Consider the following 17083-nt stretch of genomic DNA (forward strand, 5'->3'; position numbering starts at 1 on the left):
GCTGCGAGGATGACACCTCAGAATAAGCGGCAAATGATTTAGCGAAAGCTAACCGAATGCGGAGCGGTAGTTCAGTCGGTTAGAATACCGGCCTGTCACGCCGGGGGTCGCGGGTTCGAGTCCCGTCCGCTCCGCCACTAACAAGAAGCCCAGTCGATTGACTGGGCTTTTTTTATTTCAGTTTGCTCCCATCTCATCTTTATTTGCCCGCTTATGCTGTACGACCCCGATTCACAGCCATCTGACATTCGCCGCCGCCCATGGTTGTCGCTATAATGGCCGCCCTCAAGCAAGGTGGTGGTATGAAAGCAGAGTATCTACAGCGATTCGGGGGCATTGCCCGTCTTTATGGTCAGAGTGCGCTGCGCTCCTTCAGCCAAGCGAGAGTCTGCGTGGTTGGGATCGGCGGCGTCGGCTCCTGGGCGGCAGAGGCGCTGGCCCGTGCTGGCATCAACCAGATCACCCTGATCGACATGGATGACATCTGCATCACCAACACCAACCGCCAGATCCACGCCATGCAGGGCACGGTTGGTCGCCTCAAGACGGAGGTGATGGCCGAGCGTATTCGCGCCATCAACCCGGATTGCGAGGTGATCGAGGTGGATGACTTCGTTACCGCCGACAACCTGGCCGAGCATATCAAGCGGGAGTTTGACTATGTGGTGGATGCCATCGACTCGGTCAAGGCCAAGGTGGCGTTGATTGCTTTCTGCAAGCGCAACAAGATCCCGGTGATAGTGGCGGGTGGTGCAGGCGGGCAGATGGACCCGACCCGGATCACCGTGGCCGATCTGGCCAAGACCATTCAGGATCCGCTGGCCGCCAAGGTGCGTTCCGACTTGCGCCGGCTGCACAACTTCAGCAAGAATCCGGCGCGCAAGTTCGGGGTGGAGTGTGTCTTCTCAACCGAACAGTTGAGCTACCCGGACGGCCATGGCGGCACCTGTCAGGCCAAGGCGGCCAGCGACGGCAATATGAAGATGGATTGCGCCTCCGGCTTTGGCGCCGTGACGCCGGTGACGGCCACCTTTGGCTTGGTCGCCGCCTCCCGGGTATTGAAGAAGATTGCCGAACGGGGAGCCCGTGCCGAGAAAGAGGCCGGGAATGAAGACACAGGGTCGATTGGCGAAGCCTGATCGACCACTGAACAAGGGGGGTTAGACGGCCTGTTGCCTGATCGCCAACACGATTGCCCTGAGCCCGTTGCCCCGCGACGGGCTCAAGTGTTTCTCAAGCCCCAGTTCGCTGAAATAGGCATCCATATCAAAAGCCTGGATAGCATCGGCAGTCTGATGATTGAGCGCTGCCAGTACGATGACGATAAGACCACGCACGATGCGGGCATCGGAGTCGCAGGCAAAGTGCCAATTGCCACCCTCACCCACTTCTGCCTTTAGCCAGGCCTGGCTCTCACACCCTTTCAGGCGGTTCTCTTCCTGTTGCCACTCTGTTGGCAAGGCGGGTAACAGCTTGCCTAGCTGGATGATAAGCCGGTACTGGTTCTCCCAGCCATGGGTGGTGGCGAATTGCTGGCGTATAGTGTCGGCGTCGGGATCAAGGCCGATCCGGGTATAGGTTGCGAGGCTGTTCATTGGATTGTCTGCCTTAGAAGAAGTCACTGAGTTTGTGCAGGGCGGCCAGCAGGGCGTCCACATCGTCCCGGTTGTTGTAGCAGGCCAGCGAGGCACGTATGGTGCCGCCAATACCGAGCGATTCCATCAGCGGCATGGCGCAGTGATGGCCGACCCGCAGGGCGACCCCCTGCATGTCGAGCAGAGTGGTGGCATCCTGCGGGTGGATATCCTCCAGCAGGAAGGAGACGGCGCCGGCGCGTTGGCCTGGCTCACCGACCAGACGCAGCCCAGACACCTGCCGCAGGCCGGCGACCAGGTAGTTGGTCAGCGCCTCTTCGTGGCGGGTCAATGCCTCCCGGTCTTGTCCCATCACAAAATCGATGGCGGCAGCGAGGCCGATGGCACCAGCGATATGGGGGGTCCCCGCCTCGAATTTGAAGGGCAGGGTATTGAAGGTGGTGGCGCTGAAGCTGACTCTGTCGATCATCTCGCCGCCGGCCTGCCAGGGCGGCATCCGCTCCAGCAGTGCAGTGCGCCCCCACAGCACGCCGATGCCGGTCGGGCCGTAGAGCTTGTGGCCGGAGAAAGCGTAGAAGTCGCAGCCGATGGCCTGCACATCTACCTCTAGGTGAGCCACAGCCTGGGCACCGTCGATCAGGGTCAGGGCACCGACCGCCTTGGCGGCCGCCACTATCTGCTCAACTGGATTGACGGTACCGAGGGCATTGGAGACGTGAGCCACGCTCACCAGTCGGGTACGTGGTCCCAGCATGGCCAGATAGGCAGCCATGTCGAGATCGCCCCGCTCATCGAGGGGGATGACCCGGATGACGGCGCCGGTGCGCTGGGCGACCAGCTGCCAGGGGACGATGTTGGCGTGGTGTTCCAGGGTGCTGAGCACTATCTCGTCTCCCGCCTGAAGTTCGCTCATGCCCCAGCTCTGGGCTACCAGATTGATCGCTTCAGTAGTGCCACGGGTCCAGATCACCTCGCGATTGTGAGACGCATTGATAAAGCGGGCAACCGTCTCGCGGGCGGCCTCGAAGGCCCGGGTGGCCCGGCCGCTCAGGGCGTGGGCGGCACGGTGCACGTTGGCGTTGTCGGCCTGATAGTAGTGATTGATCGCATCCAGCACCGCCAGCGGCTTCTGGGTGGTGGCGGCGTTGTCCAGATAGACCAGCGGGTGGCCGTTGACCTCCTGCGCCAAAGCCGGAAACTGGCTGCGCAGCCGGTCGTGCTGTTGCTGGTTCATGCTCCCCTCACTGTCTGGAAAAGTGGTCATCATCTCGAAAAGTCGGTCATGATCCTGAAAACCGCCGCCGAACACAAGGCATCTGGCGAGCTATTGCTCGATGGGGCTGGCCGGGTGATTTCTGTTACAATGCCGCCCCTCATCATAAGCCAAGAGATCCGGCCCATGAAGCTCAACCCCAATCAGAACGAAGCGGTCAAGTATGTCTCCGGCCCTTGCCTGGTGCTGGCGGGTGCCGGATCGGGCAAGACCCGCGTCATCACCAACAAGATTGCTTATCTGGTGCAGCAGTGCGGCTACAACGCGCGCAACATAGCGGCGGTCACCTTTACCAACAAGGCGGCGCGGGAGATGAAGGAGCGGGTCGGCCAGACCCTGGGTCGCAAGGAGGCACGGGGGCTGATGGTCTCCACCTTCCATACCCTGGGGCTTGAGATCATTCGCCGCGAGCACAAGAGCCTGAACCTCAAGGCGAACTTCTCCCTGTTCGACGACACCGATCAGCTGGCGCTGCTCAAGGAGCTGACCGAGGAGGAGCTCGACAACGACAAGGACAAGCTCTCGGCTCTTATCAGCCAGATCTCCAACTGGAAGAACGACCTCATCCTGCCGGCTCGGGCCATGCGCATCGCCCGCGGGCCTGAAGAGGTGCTGATGGCCCAGCTCTACGAGCGCTACCACCGCCAGATGGTGGCCTACAACGCGCTGGATTTCGACGACCTCATCGTGATGCCGACCCTGCTGCTCAAGAGCAACCAGGAGGTGCGCGAGCGCTGGCAAAACAAGATCCGCTACCTGCTGGTCGACGAATACCAGGACACCAACACCAGCCAGTACGAGCTGGTGAAGCAGATCGTCGGCGAGCGTGCCCGCTTCACCGTGGTGGGGGATGATGACCAGTCCATCTACTCCTGGCGCGGGGCAAAGCCGCAGAACCTGGTGCTGCTGAACGAGGATTTCCCCAATCTGCGGCTCATCAAGCTGGAGCAGAACTACCGCTCCAAGCGGCGCATCCTCAAGTGCGCCAACATATTGATCGCCAATAACCCCCACGTCTACGACAAGGCGCTCTTCTCCGAGCTGGACGAGGGGGTGAAACTCAAGGTGCTGTTTGCCAAGAACGAGGAGCACGAGGCGGAGCGCATCGCCGCCGAGCTGATGGGCCACAAGTTCATGAATCGTACCCGCTTCAAGGACTACGCCATCCTCTACCGGGGCAACCATCAGTCGCGGATCTTCGAGAAGGCGCTGATGACCAACCGTATCCCCTACCGCATCTCGGGGGGCACCTCGTTCTTCTCCCGCACCGAGATCAAGGACATCATGGCCTACCTCAAGCTGCTGGTGAACCCGGACGAGGATACCGCCTTCCTGCGGGTGGTGAACCTGCCGCGCCGCGAGATAGGCCCCACTACCCTGGAAAAACTCGGCCAGTACGCCAATCAACGTGGCAAGAGCCTGTTTGCCGCCAGCTTCGAGCTGGGGCTGGAGCAACACCTCTCCGGGCGTGGCCTCACCGCGCTGCAGGCCTTCACCAACTGGTTGGTACGGCTCGGTGATCAGGCGCTGCGTGGCAATCCGGTGGAGGCGGTGCGGGACATGATCAAGGAGATCCACTACGAGGAGTGGCTCTACGAGACCTCTCCCAGCCCGAAGGCGGCCGAGATGCGGATGCAGAACGTTTCCACTCTCTATCGCTGGATCACCGAGATGCTGGAGGGGGACGAGCTGGAAGAGTCGATGACGCTTGCTCAGGTGGTGACTCGTCTCACCCTGCGGGACATGATGGAGCGCAACGAGGGGGAGGATGAAGCTGATCAGGTACAGCTGATGACCCTGCACGCCTCCAAGGGGCTGGAGTTCCCCTATGTCTACATGGTGGGCATGGAGGAGGGGTTGCTGCCTCACCAGACCAGCATCGACGAGGACAACGTGGAAGAGGAGCGGCGTCTCGCCTACGTGGGCATCACCCGGGCCCAGACTGAACTCACTTTTACCCTTTGCAAGGAACGGCGCCAGTTTGGCGAGTCGGTGCGACCGGAGCCGAGCCGCTTCCTGCTGGAATTGCCCCAGGATGATCTGGAGTGGGAAAACCAGAAGAAGGTGACCGCCGAGGAGCGCCAGCAGAAAGGGCAGATGGCGGTGGCCAACCTGAGGGCCATGTTCAAGAAGGATTAGGCCTGCGGGCTGTCCGGGGTCAACAAGGGGATGATGTCCGTTCCCGGCATGGGGGGAGATATATAGCGGCCTTGCCCCATCTGGCAGCCGATATCGATCAGCTTCTGCAACTGCTGCTGGTTCTCGATCCCCTCGACTACCATGGTGTAATCGAGATCCTGACAGATATCCCTCATGGCGCGGATCAGGGCCAGATCCTTGGGGGATTGCAGCATGCGCTGGGTGAAGCTGTCATCCACCTTGATGTAATCCACCGGGAAATGGAACAGGGCGTTGAGGGAGGAGAAGCCGGTCCCGAAGTCATCCAGGCTGATCTGGATTCCCTTGGCCCTCAGATCGTGCAGTGATGCCAGGGCGTCCGAGTCTTGCCGCGACAGCTCCCGCTCATTGAATTCAAAGATGAGGTAGCCGTGGGAGATCCCTTCCTCCTCGATGATCTTCATCAGCCGCATGATGTGCTCATGGTTGACCAGGTGCTTGCCAGAGAGATTGATCGCCACCTTGAACTTGCCTTGCCCTGACAACGGCAGCCAGTTTTTCAGCTGCTGGCAGGTGTGGCGCAGGATTTGGTAATCCAGCTCCAGGATCAGGCCGCACTGCTCTGCCAGCGGGATGAAGTCGAAGGCATCCTTGATTATCCCCTCTTCGGTCAGCCAGCGGGCCATCACTTCCAGTCCGGTCAGGCGGCTGTCCTGCAACCGGATCACCGGCTGGAAATAGGGCACGATCCGCCCGTCCCGCAGGGCCCTGGCCAACATCTCTTCCGGCGAGTTCCAATTCTGGCTGATGCACTCTTCCGAGTAGGTGACGATGCGGCTGCGACCATTGCGTTTGGCCTGATACATGGCGAGATCGGCCTGATGGAGCAACTGGCTGATGTCCGTAGTCTGCTCGGATACGCTTGAAACCCCCAGGCTGACGGTGATGCCCAGTTCGTTACCCATCAGCCGGAACGGGTAGGAGAGGCGGCTGACGATGCGGTTGAGTACCGGGCTGATGTCATCTTCGTGCCTGCTGTTGTCCAGATAGATGACGAACTCGTCTCCCCCCAGCCTGGCCACCATGTCATTTTGCCGGATGCAGGTCTGCAGGCGGCGGCTGATCTCCTTGAGCAACATGTCTCCCGCGCTATGGCCCAGGGTGTCGTTGATCTGCTTGAAATGATCCACATCGATGAAAATCAGGGAAAATCCCGGCGACTTGTAGCGATTGAAGTGGGTCATGGCGTGGTTGAGGTGGTTCATCAGCAGCGCCCGGTTGGGTAGCTGGGTCAGCGGATCGTGGAGGGCGTCGAATTGCAGGCGCCGTTCCAGCTCCTGATGCTGCTTGAGCTGCTTCTGCAGTCGTATGTTGGTTTGGCGCAGCTGTTGCAGCCGCTGGTTGATGGACTCTTCCGAATTGATTTCATGGAGCTGCTGACGGATCCGCTTCAGTTCCAGCAACAGGGTCAGTTGGGCGCGAAGGAAGTCGAGAAACAGCTTGTCGTCTGTCTCCAGTGGCTGGGATGTGCTGATGATGAAATGAGCGAAATATTGTTGCTGTAGCCGCAGCGGCATGCTGTGCCAATAGTGTGACTCCCGGTTGACCTCGATATTGCTGGTGCCATGGCACAGTCCGCTGATGAAGGCGTCACTCTGGTGAGGGTGAGCGGGGTAGATCCGTTCCAGCTTGTGGTTGTTGAGCCGTACCAGCAGCATGTCATCGATGGCCAGCATTTGGCGCAAAACGGCTTCCAGCTGGGAAAAGAGCGCCTGACCGGGTAGGGTATTGGCCAGTCGCATGATGCGGCTGATGCTCTCTATCTTTTTTTTCCAGTTCGGATCCTTGCGGATCAGGGGGGAAGGAGGCTCGGCAAGGTGGGTGCCCGCCTGGGTTTCGGTCAACCGCTTGGCCAGACACTCCAGCAACAGACGCAGAGTCGGGAGATCGGCCGGGGTGCCCCGTGCCAGCAGCCACTGCACCTGGCCATGTTCAATAGGGAATACGCACCAGCCTTCCACTTCGTCCAACTGGGTGAGCTGTTCCGTGATGCGGGACTGCTCCCGCCCCAGCTGCTGTTTGAAGGCGTTGCTGATCTTGTAGGCATAGAGCCAGTGCAAGCCTGAGCCAGAGAGGCCCAGCATGCCAAAATGCTGCAGTGGGCAAAGCTCGTCGATCTGGTGGATGAGGGCGTCGTAATCCTGGGTCGTGGCGGTATGGGGCGCAGGGAAGTCCATGATAGTGGAAACCAACGCCAGCAAGGGAGTCGAATAATGGGGTTCGATGGATTGGGCTGACATGAGCAACTCCCGAGGTATCTACCCTACAAGAGTAGCCGGAAGCCGAGAGATTAAAAGGGCCGCAATTGCGGCCCTTTCAAATACTTAGAGGTTGTCGGTCATGTAATGAATCGCGTTTTCAATCTCTTCATCGCTACAATTCGCGCAAGTCCCTCTCGGCGGCATCATACCGGATTTGCCGGTGAAGCCTTCGATGGCATGTTTCTTCAGTGTGTCTATCCCCTGGGCAACGCGGGGTTCCCAGGCGGCTTTGTCACCGCGTTTGGGGGCACCGGCAGCGCCCGTATCGTGGCAGGCAAAGCAGGCGCCCTTGTAGACGGCTTCACCATCACGAGGACCAGATGCGGCCGCTGCGGCCGGGGCTGCACCCGCACCGGCAATGCCTTCCAGATCCTTGGCGGTATAGACTTCACCGACCGGTTTGATCCGCTCGGCAATGGCCTCCGGTGACAGTTCATCGGCAGCCAGTACGGCACCAGACAAGCTGGCGGCCGTCATCCCGACAGCCAGCAAATAGCTCAGTTTTTTCAACACGCTCATATACTCCCAGCAGTCTTTTATTATCCCTGTAAACGACGGGATTATAACCGAATAGTTACAGCCATTTAAACGCTTGTGTGTGAAGTGTTAAACACTCTGCGTACAAAGTTTTGTCCGTATCGGGTCGTGTCAGGGAGCCCTGATCGTAAAAAACCCGGCATTGAGCCGGGTTTCGTGGTCACAGGCGTAGAAACGCTTATTTGTCCCAGCTCAGGATCACTTTGCCGGATTGGCCAGACCGCATGGCATCGAAGCCTTGCTGGAAGTCGTCGATGTGGAAGCGATGGGTGATGATGGGGGAGAGATCCAGCCCGGACTGGATGAGGCTCGCCATCTTGTACCAGGTTTCGAACATTTCGCGGCCGTAGATCCCCTTGATGAACAAGCCCTTGAAGATCACCTTGCCCCAGTCAATGGCCATGGTGGAGGGCGGAATGCCGAGCATGGCTATTTTGCCGCCGTGGTTCATCTTGTCGATCATGTCCTGGAAGGCGGAGGGAACGCCGGACATCTCCAGCCCCACGTCGAAACCCTCGGTCATGCCGAGTTCACTCATCACATCGGAGAGCTGCTCCTTGGCCACGTTGACCGCGCGGGTGGCGCCCATCTTGCGAGCCAGTTCGAGTCGGTACTCGTTTACGTCGGTGATCACCACGTGGCGGGCACCGACATGGCGGCAGACGGCGGCCGCCATGATGCCGATAGGGCCGGCGCCGGTGATGAGCACGTCCTCACCCACCAGGTCGAAGGAGAGGGCGGTGTGCACCGCATTGCCGAACGGATCGAAGATGGCGGCCAGGTCATCCGGGATGTTGTCCGGCAGTTTGAAGGCGTTGAAAGCGGGGATCACCAGATACTCGGCAAAAGAGCCGGGACGGTTGACGCCAACGCCAATGGTGTTGCGGCAAAGATGGGTGCGGCCGGCGCGGCAGTTGCGGCAGTGACCACAGGTGATGTGGCCCTCGCCTGAAACCCTGTCGCCGACCGCGAAGCCGCGCACTTCCTGACCCACGGCGACCACTTCGCCCACGTATTCGTGGCCGACCACCATGGGGACCGGGATGGTCTTCTGGGACCACTCGTCCCAGTTGTAGATATGGATATCGGTGCCACAGATGGCGGTTTTGCGGATCTTGATCAGCAGATCGTTGTGGCCGAGTTCGGGGGCCGGGACGTCCGTCATCCAGATGCCGACTTCTTTCTTGAGCTTGGAGAGGGCTTTCATGCTTGTTCCTTCACGATGAATACAGAAAAAGGGGCGCTCGGCCCCTTTTGTTCAAATCAGATGACGCCGAGTTCGCGGCCGATGCGGATGAAGGCATCGATGGCCTTGTCCAGCTGCTCACGGGTATGGGCGGCAGACATCTGGGTACGGATACGGGCCTGGCCCTTGGGTACTACGGGGAAAGAGAAACCCACCACATAGATGCCGGCGGCCAGCATGCGACTTGCCATCTCGGACGCCAGTTTGGCATCCCCCAGCATCACCGGGATGATGGCGTGATCGGCACCGGCCAGGGTAAAGCCGGCGGCGCTCATCCGCTCGCGGAAGTATTGGCTGTTCTCTTTCAGACGGGCGCGCAGGTCATGCCCTTCGGCCAGCATGTCGATCACCTTGATGGTGGCCGCGACGATGGAGGGGGCCAGGGAGTTGGAGAAGAGGTAGGGACGGGAGCGCTGACGCAACCAGTCGATCACCTCTTTCTTGCCGGAGGTATAGCCACCGGAGGCACCGCCCAGGGCCTTGCCCAGGGTGCCGGTGATGATGTCTACCCGATCCATGACGCCACAGTATTCGTGGGTGCCGCGGCCGTTCTCGCCGATGAAGCCGACGGCGTGGGAGTCATCCACCATCACTAGGGCGTCGTATTTGTCGGCCAGATCGCAGATGGATTTCAGATCGGCGATGACGCCATCCATGGAGAAGACACCGTCGGTGGCGATCAGTTTGAAGCGGGCGCCATCGGCGTCGGCCTGCTTGAGCTGGGCTTCCAGCTCGGCCATGTCGTTGTTGGCATAGCGATAGCGCTTGGCCTTGCACAGGCGTACGCCATCGATAATGGAGGCGTGGTTCAGAGCGTCGGAGATGATGGCATCTTCGGCGCCAAACAGGGTCTCGAACAGACCGCCGTTGGCATCGAAGCAGGAGGAGTAGAGGATGGTGTCCTCGGTGCCGAGGAAGGCGGACATCTTCTGCTCCAGTTCCTTGTGCTGGTCCTGGGTGCCGCAGATGAAGCGCACCGAAGCCATGCCGAAGCCGTGGCTGTCGAGCCCCTGATGGGCCGCCGCGATAAGATCCGGGTGATTGGCCAGCCCAAGGTAGTTGTTGGCACAGAAGTTCAGAACCTGTTCGCCTGCGACGGCAATGCTTGCCTGCTGGGCGGAAGTGATGACGCGTTCCTGTTTGTACAGGCCCTCGGTTTTGACCTGGTCGAGCTGCTCGGTCAGGTGACGATAGAATCCGTTAGACATCCTCGATCCTTATTGGCTATTTCAGCTGCGTATCAACAGAGAGCAACATTTTACTGCAATTTGTTGCGCGTAATTCAAATGATTGTGCTGATTTTCAACAAATGTGAAAAGGATCTCACCTGGCTGGTTGGGCCAGCTGGCGGTAATGGTGCTCCAGCTGACGGATCTGGTTAGCCACCTGGGGCTGTACGTAGGGACGCAGCAGGAACAGCACCTTCAATACGCCCTGATAAAGCAGGGGCTTGGTGATGCGGGTATTGGGGGCCTGGGCGATCTGGAACGGGATCCAGCAGGTGACCACCATCTTGATGGTCTGACCGAGATCCGGCAGGTCCTCGTCGTTGACGTCTATGATGCCGCCCTCGCGAAGGCTCTTTAGCAGGGCGACCACGGAGGCGCGCATCTGTTCCTGGGCCTTGAGGTACTTCTGCTGAAGCGGCTCGTCGCGGCTCAGGATGTCCGGCAAGTTGGCGTAGAAGAAGCGGAACTGCCACATCAGGTAGAAGATGGCATCCAGATAGCCCATCAAATCCTGCAGGGTAATCTCGCGGTTGCGCGCCGGGACGAAGCTCTCGCTCAGGTGGCGGGCATATTGATCGAAGATGGAGTGGATGATGTCTTCTTTATTGCGGAAGTGGTAATAGAGGTTGCCCGGGCTGATGCCCATGTGCGCCGCAATGTGGTTGGTGGTGATGTTGGGCTCACCCTGATCGTTGAACAGCTCGGTCGCGCTGTGAATGATCCTGTCTCTGGTTTTCATCACGCCTCTCCTGCGGGATTCGCCCGGGTCGACGTAACGTGGTCGAATCCCCTGACTGCCCATGATAAACTTTTCGGCAATTTCAAATTGGCTCACTATACACAGCTTTAACAAGCAGTCACATGTAGCCATCAACGTACGCGAGGCAAACTCCATGATCGTAGTAACTGGCGGTGCTGGCTTTATCGGCAGCAATCTGGTCAAACAGCTGAACGCTCAAGGACGGACCGATATCGTGGTCATCGACGACCTGACCGACGGCACCAAGTTCGTCAACCTGGTCGACCTGACCATCGCTGACTACATGGACAAAGACGAATTCCAGGCACGGATCGTCTCCGGTGATGAGTTTGAAGAGTGGGATGACGGTATCGAGGTGATCTTCCACGAAGGTGCCTGCTCTGCTACTACCGAGTGGAACGGCAAGTTCATCATGGAGGTCAACTACGAGTACTCCAAGGATCTGTTCCACTACTGCATCGAGCGGGAAATTCCCTTCATCTATGCTTCCTCCGCCGCTACCTACGGTGGTCGCAACGACAACTTCATCGAAGATCCCAGGTTCGAACAGCCGCTCAACGTCTATGGCTACTCCAAGCAGCTGTTCGATCAGTACGTGCGCCGCCTGATGCCGGAAATCAACTCCCAGGTGGTGGGCCTCAAGTACTTCAACGTCTATGGCCCGCGCGAGCAGCACAAGGGCTCAATGGCTTCCGTTGCCTTCCACCTCAACACCCAGGTGAAGAAGGGCGAAAATCCCAAGCTGTTTGAAGGTTGCGATGGCTTCCCGAACGGCGGCCAGATGCGCGACTTCATTTATGTGGATGACGTCTGCAAGGTAAACCTCTGGTTCTGGCAGAACCCGCAGCACTCCGGCATTTTCAACTGCGGTACCGGCCGCGCCGAGCCGTTCCAGAACGTGGCAGAGGCGGTGATCAAGTATCACCAACAGGGGTCTGTCGAATACATCCCCTTCCCGGATCACCTGAAAGGCCGCTATCAGAGTTTCACCCAGGCCGATATGACCAAGCTGCGCAGCGTGGGTTATGACGCCGAGTTCATGACAGTGGCCGAGGGGGTGGCCGATTACATGGCCTGGCTCAATAGATAACGCGTAATAGCAATATATTGATACTGTTAGTGAAACCGGAAGCGGACTCTACTCCGCTTCCGGTTTTTCTGGGCTGACTTTCCCTTTCTGCAACGAGTAACCACGCAATGAATATCTTGATGGCACTCTCCCAGCTCGAAGTAACGGGCGCAGAGGTCTATGCCACCACGGTCGGTAACGAACTCACCCGGCGTGGTCACAATGTCTTCTATGTGTCAGATACTCTGACCAAGCCCACGTTGGGCCCGGTATTCAAGCTGCGGTTCAACAAGCGCAGCATTCTGCGCCGTTTCTGGCACGTTTTTTACCTCATCTATCTCATTAAGAAGCATCACATCCAGCTGGTTCATGCCCACTCTCGCGCCTCCGGCTGGAGCAGCTATGTGGCTTGCAAGCTGACCGGTACACCCATGATCACCACAGTGCATGGCCGCCAGCCGGTGCATGCTTCCCGCAAGGCCTTCCATGCCCTCGGCTATCGGGCTGTGGCGGTGTGCGAAGATATCGCCAGCCAGATTATCGACAATCTGGGAGTCGAACCGGCCATCGTTCAGGTACTGCGCAACGGCATCGAGACCGACAAATTTCAGCCCGTCGCCGCGCCCGCCAATGACAAGCCGGTGATCGCCATCATTGGTCGCCTGAGTGGTCCCAAGGGGGTGCTCTGTTATCGCCTGCTGGACGAGGTGCTGGATCTGGACGCCTGCCAGGTGCGGGTAGTGAGTGGCAGCCAGGTGCCCGAGCGCTTCGCGCGTTTTCGTGACCGGGTCGACTTCGTCGGTTACGTTGACGATGTCCCCGCTCTGATGGCGCAGTGCGATCTGGTGATCGGTGCCGGCAGGGTGGCGATGGAGGCCCTGCTGTGTGGTCGCCCGGCGTTTGCCATCGGCGAGGCCAAGGCCATCGGCCTGGTGACGGAAGAGAATCTGGCCGAGGCGCTCGCCAGCAACTTCGGCGATATAGGCCCCAAGGATCTGGCGATCGATTTTGTCGCCCTCAAAGCCAGTATTGCCCCTGCGCTTGCCAGCAAGGAGGTGCCGGAGGCGATCCGCCAGCGTATCCAGGACGAGTATGGCTTGCAGGGGGTTGTCTCCGGGCTGGAGTCCATCTACCAGGATGCAGTGGTCGAAACCCTGCGCCGGGAGATGCCGGTCATCATGTATCACCGCTTTATCGAGCATGAGAGCGAGAAGGGGGTACACGGTACCTGGATGCCGATCACCATGTTCGAGAAGCACCTTCGTTTAATGAAGTGGCTCGGCTATGAGACTCTGACGTTTGGCGATTTGGCAGACAAGGGCTTCATCCATCGTCTGCAGTACGGCAAGAAGTATCTGATGATCACTGCCGATGACGGCTATCAGGACAACCTGACCCGCATGTTGCCGCTGCTGGAAAAATACGGTTATAAAGCTGTGGTATACGTAGTCACGGGGGAAGGGTATAACCGTTGGGATGTGGAACATACGACCAACCCGGATACCCGGGTGTCCCTGATGAACGGTGAGCAGATCAAGGCGCTGGCGGCCAGCGGCCATGTGGAGATCGGGGGCCATACCCTGACCCATCCCCGCCTGAGCCAACTGTCTGTAGAGCAGCAAGTTCATGAAATTCAGGAAAATAAGCGTCAGCTTGAGGCCCTACTTGGTTATCCGTTGATGTCGTTTGCCTATCCTTACGGGGATATGAACGAGAGTGCCAAGGAACAGGCCAAAAATGCTGGTTATCGCTTTGCCGTCGCCACCAACAGCGGCCCCAAAGCCATGCACCAGGACCCTTTCCAGATCCGCCGGATCGCCATCTTCCCTCGTACCGATGTGTTCGGGCTATGGCGCAAAATCCGCGGGAATTATGTTTTTAGAAAGGCATAATGAATATGACGCAGTACTTTCATCGGTTGAATGTCCTTATTTTTTCTTGCACTTTATTTTTTACATTGTGTGGGTTATTTCTCGTTCCACAGGGAAATCATTATCTTTCCAAACTATTGGTTCTGTCATCTATTGTTGGCTTCATAAATTACTTTATTGGAAACAAGGATAAGCTTGGCGTATCAGCTAAGAACCTTTACGCTTGTGTTCTTATCTATATTGCTGCTATCGGTGCCAGTCGACTGGTACATGATGATGAAAGCTGGTTGATCCGAAATTTGTTCTATATTTTGGTGTTCTTTCTGTTCATTCCGAGAGAAGCTATCGTCATTCGTGCTTTAAAATTAGGGGCACTTATTGGTGGTATATCCATTGGTTTACTTGCCATTTGGCAACATCAAAACGGTATGTTCAGAGTCGAAGGTTTCACCAATGCTATATTATTTGCCCAAGGTGCATTGATTCTAGTTATTCTAAATGGATTTTTCGGTCAAGATGAGTCCAACAAGTTTGTTAAGTGTGGTTATTTAATCGGTGCTGGTGCTGCTGTTATTGCTATTTATTTATCACAGAGTCGAGGGGTGTGGCTTGCTTTATTGATGCTTGCAATGCTGGCGCTTTCGATAAAAGCAACTAAAAAGCCAGTGAAGTATATGGCTTTATTTCTTATAGTGTTTATTTTGCTTACTATTGTTTTTTCTGAAACTGAAGTATTTAAAATTCGCATCCAGGAAAGCCTCTCTGAATTGAGTATGATGGAGAGCAATAACTACAATACCTCTTGGGGATTGAGAGTGATGGCTTGGAAAAGTGCCTGGTTTGGTTTTATTGAACATCCATTATTGGGGGTCGGTCTGGATGGATTTAAGAACATACAACACCAGCAACTATTGGATGGGATAGTTGACAATTTCTATGTCAATTACGGCATGTATCATGCCCATAATCAGTTTATGCAAAACATGGTGGTTCGTGGCATTTTGGGGTTGCTTGTCGCAATTGCTGTTCTTGTTTACCCAATGATATTTTTTTACCATAGAACAAAAGTGCTCTCCGCAGGCTTTATGGTATCTTTTGGTGTCTTCGTTTGTGCTCTTTCCGATGTACCAATGGAACATCAAAACACTTTATATATATACATGATAACATTGTTTTCATTGTGCTTGTCCTATGAGATAGAAAAAAATAAAGAGGCCATGTCATGACCAAGAACCTTTTGTTTTTCATCCACTCATTGGGCATGGGAGGGGCTGAAAAGGTTCTTCTTTCTTATGTACGCAGTTTGGTTGACCGCTATGGTTATAAAATAACGGTAGCAACGAACGAAGACAGTAGTCAGCATATAGTTGCAAAATCAATAGCTGACGTGGCAACAGTGGTTCATTTCAATTTTGATGACAGTAAAAAAAATAATTTTATTGAAAAGCTAAGGTTTTCTTTCAAAAAGCAGTCAAAAATAAACAAGTTGATTGATGAGCATGACGTCGTAATTGATTTTTTGGATGGTGATTTTTTTAAATATCTGAAGAGATGCAAGAAGCCTAAAGTGATGTGGCTGCACTCCAGTTTTTTTAATCTTGAAAAGAGAAAAAGGCACATGGGTAAACGATGTGCCAGTTATGATCGCGTCGTTCTTATTTGTCAGGATATGCTGGCCGAGCTCCAGCGTGAACATGTTAATTGGTTGCACAAGGCTCGTGTGATTTATAACCCTTTCGATTTTAACCGGCTACTCAATCTGGCAGAGCAAGCCGATGAGAACTCGCAGGAAGAGAAAGTACTGCTTGAGCAAGGTTATATATTGAGTGTCTCTCGTCTTGATGAACAAACCAAAGATATTGAAGGTCTGCTTCTTGCCTACGCCAAAGCGGTTGAAGGGGGATTAGATAAAAAGCTGTTAATCATTGGTGACGGGCCAGACAGAACACATCTGGAACGCGTGGCTCAACGCCTAGCGTTGCAGGACCGAGTCCATTTTCTCGGGCTTAAGGCCAACCCCTATGTATGGATGAAGCATGCCGATACGTTTGTCCTTAGCTCCAAGGGGGAGGGATTCGGATTGGTGCTGGTGGAGGCATTGTATTTGTGTGGCAGAGTCATCTCGACAGATTGTCCTGTGGGGCCAAGTGAGATCCTTGAGCGAGGACGATTGGGTACTTTGATCCCCATGGGGGATGTCTCAGCATTGGCAGAGGCTCTTTCAAACACGGGACCAAAGCTTCCAAATATTGATCTTGATAAATATTCAAGCGAGAGTGTGCTGCGTGACTTTGATACTATGCTGCAAGAGCTTTTATAGCTGTTTATGACGCTTGGCGTTTCAGTATTTTTCGGCCTCTTGAGTGATATATCCCATGATTCCAGTTTTTGTCATCAGTCTTTCCCGTAGTCTCGAACGTCGGGAAATGGCGCGTAAACAGATGAGCCACCTAGGCATCGGCTACAGTTTTTTTGATGCCGTGGATGGCCGCAATCTGATGGATGAGGATGTCCGTCGAGTCGACCAGGTTGAAGCCAAAAAGTTTTCTGGACATGATTTGAGCCCGGGCGAGATCGGTTGTGCGCTCAGCCACATCAAGCTCTATGAGATGATGGTGGAAAAGGGGATTGAACGCTGCGTCATTCTCGAGGATGACGCTTATCTGCACATGCATTTCAAGAAAATTGTTGAAGCCATCGTCTCCTGTAATCACTCTGACATTGTTTTTCTGCATCATGGCAAAGCAAAAAAATGGCCTATTTTGCGTGCCTTGCCAGAAGGTTACCGGCTTGCCAGATATCGAACGCCCAGCAAACATTCCAAACGGGCTGTGCTTTCCGCCGCAGGTTATGTACTGACTCTTGAAGGGGCTAAAAAGCTGTTGGCTCAAGCTTATCCCGTTCGTATGCCGGCAGATTATCTGACCGGTCGACTGCAAATGACTGGCCTGAGCGCCGCCGGTGTCGAGCCCTGTTGTCTGGATGTGGATCTGTTCGCCACAACCATAGAGGACCGTGCCTATGGCCACTATCTCGAGCAAAACGAGAGTGACAAGGGTTAAGA

The 17083-nt window shown here is 56.1% G+C and carries 14 protein-coding genes and 1 tRNA gene; 8 read left to right on the plus strand and 7 right to left on the minus strand.

What is annotated here, in order from left to right; all coding sequences use genetic code 11:
* The first annotated feature begins 60 nt into the window (after nt 1-60).
* Nucleotides 61-137: transfer RNA gene (locus BN1123_RS11025), tRNA-Asp, on the plus strand.
* A 165-nt stretch (nt 138-302) separates the two neighbouring features.
* On the plus strand, nt 303-1139 hold the full coding sequence (gene tcdA / locus BN1123_RS11030; RefSeq protein WP_042027041.1) for a tRNA cyclic N6-threonylcarbamoyladenosine(37) synthase TcdA: 837 nt from the start codon (nt 303-305) through the stop codon (nt 1137-1139).
* A 21-nt stretch (nt 1140-1160) separates the two neighbouring features.
* Here the strand turns inward: tcdA and BN1123_RS11035 are convergent, their stop codons facing one another.
* Entirely contained in the window at nt 1161-1595 is a 435-nt protein-coding gene (locus tag BN1123_RS11035; RefSeq protein WP_042027018.1) for a SufE family protein, read from the minus strand.
* A 13-nt stretch (nt 1596-1608) separates the two neighbouring features.
* Nucleotides 1609-2829 carry an aminotransferase class V-fold PLP-dependent enzyme gene (locus BN1123_RS11040; protein WP_042027020.1) on the minus strand — a complete coding sequence of 407 codons (1221 nt, stop codon included), beginning with the start codon at nt 2827-2829 and terminating at the stop codon, nt 1609-1611.
* Nucleotides 2830-2994: 165 nt separating this feature from the next.
* Here BN1123_RS11040 and rep point away from each other — a divergent pair, with 165 nt between their 5' ends.
* Nucleotides 2995-5007 carry a DNA helicase Rep gene (rep, locus tag BN1123_RS11045; protein ID WP_042027043.1) on the plus strand — a complete coding sequence of 671 codons (2013 nt, stop codon included), beginning with the start codon at nt 2995-2997 and terminating at the stop codon, nt 5005-5007.
* Here the strand turns inward: rep and BN1123_RS11050 are convergent.
* The 5 genes from BN1123_RS11050 to BN1123_RS11070 all read right to left on the minus strand — a co-directional run bounded on the left by BN1123_RS11050 (nt 5004) and on the right by BN1123_RS11070 (nt 11058).
* Nucleotides 5004-7286, minus strand: a complete 2283-nt coding sequence (locus BN1123_RS11050) for a putative bifunctional diguanylate cyclase/phosphodiesterase (RefSeq protein ID WP_042027021.1) — start codon at nt 7284-7286, stop codon at nt 5004-5006. The two genes, rep and BN1123_RS11050, sit on opposite strands and share 4 nt — an antisense overlap.
* Nucleotides 7287-7370: 84 nt before the next feature.
* On the minus strand, nt 7371-7826 hold the full coding sequence (locus BN1123_RS11055; RefSeq protein WP_026458477.1) for a c-type cytochrome: 456 nt from the start codon (nt 7824-7826) through the stop codon (nt 7371-7373).
* A gap of 196 nt (nt 7827-8022) precedes the next feature.
* Nucleotides 8023-9051 carry an L-threonine 3-dehydrogenase gene (gene tdh, locus BN1123_RS11060; protein ID WP_042027022.1) on the minus strand — a complete coding sequence of 343 codons (1029 nt, stop codon included), beginning with the start codon at nt 9049-9051 and terminating at the stop codon, nt 8023-8025.
* A 56-nt stretch (nt 9052-9107) separates the two neighbouring features.
* Nucleotides 9108-10298 carry a glycine C-acetyltransferase gene (locus BN1123_RS11065; protein ID WP_026456569.1) on the minus strand — a complete coding sequence of 397 codons (1191 nt, stop codon included), beginning with the start codon at nt 10296-10298 and terminating at the stop codon, nt 9108-9110.
* A gap of 115 nt (nt 10299-10413) precedes the next feature.
* Complete coding sequence (locus tag BN1123_RS11070) at nt 10414-11058, minus strand: TetR/AcrR family transcriptional regulator (RefSeq protein WP_026456568.1); 645 nt, start codon at nt 11056-11058, stop codon at nt 10414-10416.
* Nucleotides 11059-11212: 154 nt separating this feature from the next.
* On the opposite strand from BN1123_RS11070, the gene rfaD reads away from it, so the two are divergent.
* The 5 genes from rfaD to BN1123_RS20920 all read left to right on the plus strand — a co-directional run bounded on the left by rfaD (nt 11213) and on the right by BN1123_RS20920 (nt 17081).
* The gene (rfaD, locus tag BN1123_RS11075) at nt 11213-12169 is read left to right on the plus strand and encodes an ADP-glyceromanno-heptose 6-epimerase (protein WP_042027023.1); all 957 of its coding nucleotides are present in this window, start codon (nt 11213-11215) and stop codon (nt 12167-12169) included.
* 107 nt (nt 12170-12276) lie between these two features.
* Entirely contained in the window at nt 12277-14040 is a 1764-nt protein-coding gene (locus tag BN1123_RS11080; protein WP_042027024.1) for a bifunctional glycosyltransferase family 4 protein/polysaccharide deacetylase, read from the plus strand.
* Nucleotides 14041-14045: 5 nt separating this feature from the next.
* Nucleotides 14046-15245, plus strand: coding sequence for an O-antigen ligase family protein (locus BN1123_RS11085; RefSeq protein WP_197064500.1), 1200 nt, complete (start codon nt 14046-14048; stop codon nt 15243-15245).
* Nucleotides 15242-16339, plus strand: coding sequence for a glycosyltransferase (locus tag BN1123_RS11090; protein WP_052449255.1), 1098 nt, complete (start codon nt 15242-15244; stop codon nt 16337-16339). Before BN1123_RS11085 ends, BN1123_RS11090 begins: the two co-directional genes overlap by 4 nt.
* 55 nt (nt 16340-16394) lie before the next feature.
* The gene (locus BN1123_RS20920) at nt 16395-17081 is read left to right on the plus strand and encodes a glycosyltransferase family 25 protein (RefSeq protein WP_082037529.1); all 687 of its coding nucleotides are present in this window, start codon (nt 16395-16397) and stop codon (nt 17079-17081) included.
* Nucleotides 17082-17083: the final 2 nt, after the last annotated feature.

Origin of the sequence: Aeromonas enteropelogenes, from assembly GCF_000819845.1 — a bacterium.
GTDB lineage: Bacteria > Pseudomonadota > Gammaproteobacteria > Enterobacterales > Aeromonadaceae > Aeromonas > Aeromonas enteropelogenes.

What these genes read in the sequence shown, in the direction of transcription:
- tcdA (WP_042027041.1), top strand. Translation starts at nt 303, where the DNA reads ATGAAAGCAGAGTATCTACAGCGATTCGGGGGCATTGCCCGTCTTTAT.
- BN1123_RS11035 (WP_042027018.1), bottom strand. Translation starts at nt 1,595, where the DNA reads ATGAACAGCCTCGCAACCTATACCCGGATCGGCCTTGATCCCGACGCC.
- BN1123_RS11040 (WP_042027020.1), bottom strand. Translation starts at nt 2,829, where the DNA reads ATGAACCAGCAACAGCACGACCGGCTGCGCAGCCAGTTTCCGGCTTTG.
- rep (WP_042027043.1), top strand. Translation starts at nt 2,995, where the DNA reads ATGAAGCTCAACCCCAATCAGAACGAAGCGGTCAAGTATGTCTCCGGC.
- BN1123_RS11050 (WP_042027021.1), bottom strand. Translation starts at nt 7,286, where the DNA reads ATGTCAGCCCAATCCATCGAACCCCATTATTCGACTCCCTTGCTGGCG.
- BN1123_RS11055 (WP_026458477.1), bottom strand. Translation starts at nt 7,826, where the DNA reads ATGAGCGTGTTGAAAAAACTGAGCTATTTGCTGGCTGTCGGGATGACG.
- tdh (WP_042027022.1), bottom strand. Translation starts at nt 9,051, where the DNA reads ATGAAAGCCCTCTCCAAGCTCAAGAAAGAAGTCGGCATCTGGATGACG.
- BN1123_RS11065 (WP_026456569.1), bottom strand. Translation starts at nt 10,298, where the DNA reads ATGTCTAACGGATTCTATCGTCACCTGACCGAGCAGCTCGACCAGGTC.
- BN1123_RS11070 (WP_026456568.1), bottom strand. Translation starts at nt 11,058, where the DNA reads ATGAAAACCAGAGACAGGATCATTCACAGCGCGACCGAGCTGTTCAAC.
- rfaD (WP_042027023.1), top strand. Translation starts at nt 11,213, where the DNA reads ATGATCGTAGTAACTGGCGGTGCTGGCTTTATCGGCAGCAATCTGGTC.
- BN1123_RS11080 (WP_042027024.1), top strand. Translation starts at nt 12,277, where the DNA reads ATGAATATCTTGATGGCACTCTCCCAGCTCGAAGTAACGGGCGCAGAG.
- BN1123_RS11085 (WP_197064500.1), top strand. Translation starts at nt 14,046, where the DNA reads ATGACGCAGTACTTTCATCGGTTGAATGTCCTTATTTTTTCTTGCACT.
- BN1123_RS11090 (WP_052449255.1), top strand. Translation starts at nt 15,242, where the DNA reads ATGACCAAGAACCTTTTGTTTTTCATCCACTCATTGGGCATGGGAGGG.
- BN1123_RS20920 (WP_082037529.1), top strand. Translation starts at nt 16,395, where the DNA reads ATGATTCCAGTTTTTGTCATCAGTCTTTCCCGTAGTCTCGAACGTCGG.